Genomic DNA, 4,429 nt, shown 5'->3' with positions numbered 1-4,429 from the left:
CTTACTTTGGTTTGGCGAATACCGTGCCAGACCAATCAACCACTTACTTTGGTTTCGTGAACCACGGGCCGGACTAATCAAACACTTACTTTGGTTTGGAGTGTAAATTGTAATTTTATTTTGCATTAAATTTAAGAGGTGCTATGCACTAATAAAATAAAAAGACTATTATTACCTTATCATTTGCTTATTCTTCTGTTAAGCCAACAGTACCCACTCCAGGATTTGTGAATATTACTCCAGGAACAACGGATAGAGATATAAAAAATCGGAAGCAAATTAGAGGGCTCTCTCAATTTGTTTCCGACTTCTTTTTTTAATGCATTTTTTCAAGCTATCACTATAAACTAAAAAAAGAAGAGATGATTTTTAAAATTATTCCATCTCTTCCTTTCCTGTAAAACTATTGTATTTTTACACAATAGGGTCATTCAATTATTTCATGTGCCAAATAACGGCTTATTTTGGCTCTAATTTCAATATCATAGCATTGATGGCAACAATTACAGTCGAAAGTGACATCAAGACGGCACCGACTGCTGGACTTAATGTTATGCCAATTGGTGCTAGTATTCCTGCAGCTATTGGAATCGCGATAAAGTTATATCCTGCTCCCCAAACAAGATTTTCTTTCATCTTACGTGTGGTCTTCTGAGCCAACTCGATAAAGGATTCAATGTCGCCAGGGTCTGACTGTGTCAAGATGACATCGGCTGAATCCAATGCTACTTGAGTTCCAGCACCAACAGCTATACCAACGTCTGCTAATGCAAGAGAAGGTGCATCGTTGACCCCGTCACCGACCATGATAACTTTCTTTCCTTCTTCTTTAAGTTTTTCAACTAATTCATATTTGTCTTGAGGAGATTGATTAGCTAGATAATCAATACCTAAAATTTCTGCAACTCCTTGAGCCGCTTTTTCATTGTCACCTGTTGCCATAATCGGTTGAATCTTGTTCTTTTTAAGGGCTTGTATTAAGTCTTTACTTGTTGGTTTTAATTCATCCCCTAAAGCTACAGCACCGATTGCTTCGTCATTTTCTACTAAGACACTGAGGGTTGCTCCTTTTGGAATATCCATATCCAGATTACGTCCATATGCTTTTTGACTGATTAATTGATAACGATGTCCGTTAGCTTGCCCTTCTACTCCAGCGCCCGAAATAACATCAACCGAATCAAAACTTACTGGACGTATCCCTTGCTGTTCTGCGTAACTAATAATTGACTGAGCGATAGGGTGACTAGATCCACCTTCGATACCTGACAATAAGGCAATGATTTCATCTTTCGTATATTTATCATTAAAGAGCTCAACATCTAATACTTTAAACTCACCAGTTGTTAAAGTTCCAGTTTTATCTAAAACCATAACATCTGCGTTTGTAGTCAACTCCAGAGCTTCCCGGTCTTTCACTAATAATCCCCGACTGGCCCCTAAGCTGGTACTACGAGCAGTCACCAATGGAATAGCCAGACCCAGGGCATGCGGACAAGCAATAACTAACGTGGTGACTGTAAAAATAACTGCCATTTGTACATCAGCTATAACCATCCATATAACAAGGGCAATAAGAGCTACAATAAGCGCAATATAAAAGAGCCATCCAGCAACTTTTTGTGCAAGATTTTCTGCTCGAGATGGTTGGTTTTGAGCTTGACTGATTAATGTCTGAACCTGAGAAATGAAGGACTTATCGCCCGTCTGCTTTATTTCCACATAGAGGACTCCGTCACCATTGGTTGATCCACCGAAGACCTCATCTCTGAGGTGACCCCCGAAAGTTAGAGTTAAAAACTAACTTTATGGGGGTCATTTTATGTCTAAAAAATATAGTTACGAATTTAAAATGCGTGTTGTTGAAGAATATTTTGAAGGAAAACTAGGTTATAGAGCATTAGCGAATAAATATCAAATTTCTGATAAAAGTCTGGCAAAACAATGGGTTAATAACTATAAGAATTATGGGAAGAATAGCCTGAAACCTCGCAAAGGAAAAACAAAGTATCCTTTAGATTTTAAACTTAATGTATTACACTATAAGCAAGAAACTGGGGCTTCCTACAGAGAAACCGCCAAAAAATTTGGTTTAAACAATCCATCTCTTATCGCCAACTGGCGGCGGGCTTATCTTGAAGGAGGGGCTAATCAGTTAAATAATCCAATCGGGAGGCCTTCCAACATGCATAAGAAGCCAAAACTAAGTAAAAAATCACAAAAAATGAATCTTAGCGAAAAAGAGGAACTTGAACATTTACGTCAGGAAGTAAACTATTTAAAAATAGAAAACTTATACCTAAAAAAGCTAAAGGAATTGGGTCTGAGAGACCATCGAGATCCCAACAAACCCAATTCGCTATAGAAATTTTTGAAAAGGGATTTCAGCTAAAGGACATCTTAACTGTTCTGGAGTTACCAGAAAGTAGCTATCATTATCACAAAAATCGTTTAGAGCAGCCGAATCCGGATGAAGTGTTAGAAAAAGAAATTCTAACTATTTTTAACGATTCACAGGAAACTTACGGTTATCGACGAATAACTGTTGAATTAAAGAAGCGATTGGATGAAAAAATTAATCATAAGAAAGTTCAACGATTAATGAAAAAATTAGGCTTAAAATGCACGAAGTTCTGGAGAAAATCACGTAGGTATAATTCTTATAAAGGAAAGATTGGTAAGACCGCACCAAATCGTTTAAAACGTCGTTTTAATGCGAAATATCCGCTTCAAAAAATTGTTACTGATGTGACAGAATTTAATACAATCGATGGGAAGAAACTTTATTTAAGCCCGATGATGGATTTGTTTAATTCAGAGATCATTACTTGGAATATCAGCGCTCACCCGACCTTAGATTTTGTGATAAAACCTTTAAAGGAAACGATACGTATAATTGAAAGAGACGCTGTATATCGAACCACCATTCATAGCGATCAAGGTTGGCAGTATCAACACAGACAGTGGGTTAACACTTTGAAGGAAAACAAAATTTTTCAAAGTATGTCTCGAAAGGGAAATTGTCTGGATAACTCACCGATGGAAAACTTTTTTGGAATTTTAAAACAAGAAATGTATTATGGTGAACCTTTAATGACTTATGAACAATTAAAACAAAAGATAAATAAATATATTAACTATTATAATAACCAGCGAATAAAAGAAAAATTGAACGGTATGTCTCCAGTTGAATACCGAAAACATACCGCTCAATTAGCCGCTTAAATAAAACTCCAACTTTTGGGGTTCACATCACTCCGGGGTTTTTTTCAATTGGTTTTGATTCCCCAGTCAAAAGCGCTTCGTTTACACGTGATTCGCCACGCTGGATTGTTCCATCTGCTGGAACATTTTCTCCGGCTTGAACACGAATCAAATCACCTACTCGCAAATCAGCAACTGGACGTGTTTCAATTGAATCGTCTTCCAATACAACATGAGCATCTTTCGGCACCAACTCAGCCAATGCTTTTTGTGCATCTCCTGCTTCTCCAATAGCTTTCATCTCAATCCAGTGACCTAACAACATAATTAATATTAATGAAGAAAATTCAAAGAAAAAGTCCATCACATGTTCACCAGTCACATATCTAGCAATGACTGCATAAACACTGTAAAAGTAGGATACAGAGATACCAAGAGTGACAAGAGCCATCATTCCAGGAGCCTTTTCTTTAAACTCATCTATTGCCCCCATATAGAAAGGTTTACCTCCATAAATGAACAAAATCGTAGAGAGAAGAACCACCAATATATCAGAGTACTGAAATGTTAACTGAAATGGTAACGAAATCCCCATCATAGGCGATAAAATCATAATGATAATTCCTATAGGTAATGATTTTAAAAATAGTCCCTTGAAATCTCCATGGTGGTGATGCTCGTGCCCGGCGTGGCCACTGTGGTCATGACCAGCATGATGATCGTGGTGCCCCCCGTGATGTTCCATTTCATTATGGTCGTGTTTTGAGTGATCCATGTCGCCGTGATTATGATGACTATGTGACGAATGTTTTTTGTTATTTCTCATTTTTAATTCCTCCTCGTATAATAAATGTAGTCTTAAATGAATGATTTTTAAGACTTTAAACTTGTTACCCCTTTCGGGGTATAATTGTTTGTAAAGATTGAGGTTGCCCAATTCCTCCTTGAAAATTATTTTTCCCTTTTAAGACTGGCACCTCATCTCTATAGACAGTATATGAATCAGCTGGATAGAACATTGTTTCTGTATCTCTTACGAGGCTATATCGTCCATAGAGTATGGGGAAAACCTCTTTCTAATTAAAGAAAGGTTGATGAATATGCAATACCTAGGTATAGACATCGGTAAGCGTGCTCATGAAGCAGCTTTACTTGATCAGGATGGAAATCATCTCGGAAAAACTGTGCGTTTTTCAAATAGTCATAAAGGTGCTGAAAAACTACT

The 4,429-nt window shown here is 37.2% G+C and carries 2 protein-coding genes and 2 pseudogenes; 2 read left to right on the top strand and 2 right to left on the bottom strand.

The window, feature by feature from the left end:
* Positions 1–459 precede the first annotated feature (459 nt).
* Positions 460–1,767: pseudogene (gene tcrB, locus HMPREF9707_RS01670) on the bottom strand (copper-translocating P-type ATPase TcrB); the annotation flags it as partial.
* A gap of 55 nt (positions 1,768–1,822) precedes the next feature.
* On the opposite strand from tcrB, the gene HMPREF9707_RS01665 reads away from it, so the two are divergent.
* Entirely contained in the window at positions 1,823–2,365 is a 543-nt protein-coding gene (locus HMPREF9707_RS01665; protein ID WP_006700979.1) for a helix-turn-helix domain-containing protein, read from the top strand.
* Positions 2,296–3,225: an IS3 family transposase gene (locus tag HMPREF9707_RS01660; protein WP_156790217.1), complete on the top strand. Its 930-nt coding sequence runs from the start codon at positions 2,296–2,298 to the stop codon at positions 3,223–3,225. The genes HMPREF9707_RS01665 and HMPREF9707_RS01660 overlap by 70 nt, the downstream gene beginning before the upstream one ends.
* A 31-nt stretch (positions 3,226–3,256) precedes the next feature.
* Here the strand turns inward: HMPREF9707_RS01660 and HMPREF9707_RS01655 are convergent.
* Positions 3,257–4,030: pseudogene (locus HMPREF9707_RS01655) on the bottom strand (P-type ATPase actuator domain-containing protein); the annotation flags it as partial.
* Positions 4,031–4,429: the final 399 nt, after the last annotated feature.

Source organism: Falseniella ignava CCUG 37419 (assembly GCF_000301055.1).
Classification (GTDB): Bacteria; Bacillota; Bacilli; order Lactobacillales; family Aerococcaceae; genus Falseniella; species Falseniella ignava.
Note: the sequence above shows the minus strand (reverse complement) of the source record. Positions and strands in the feature narration are given on the sequence as shown.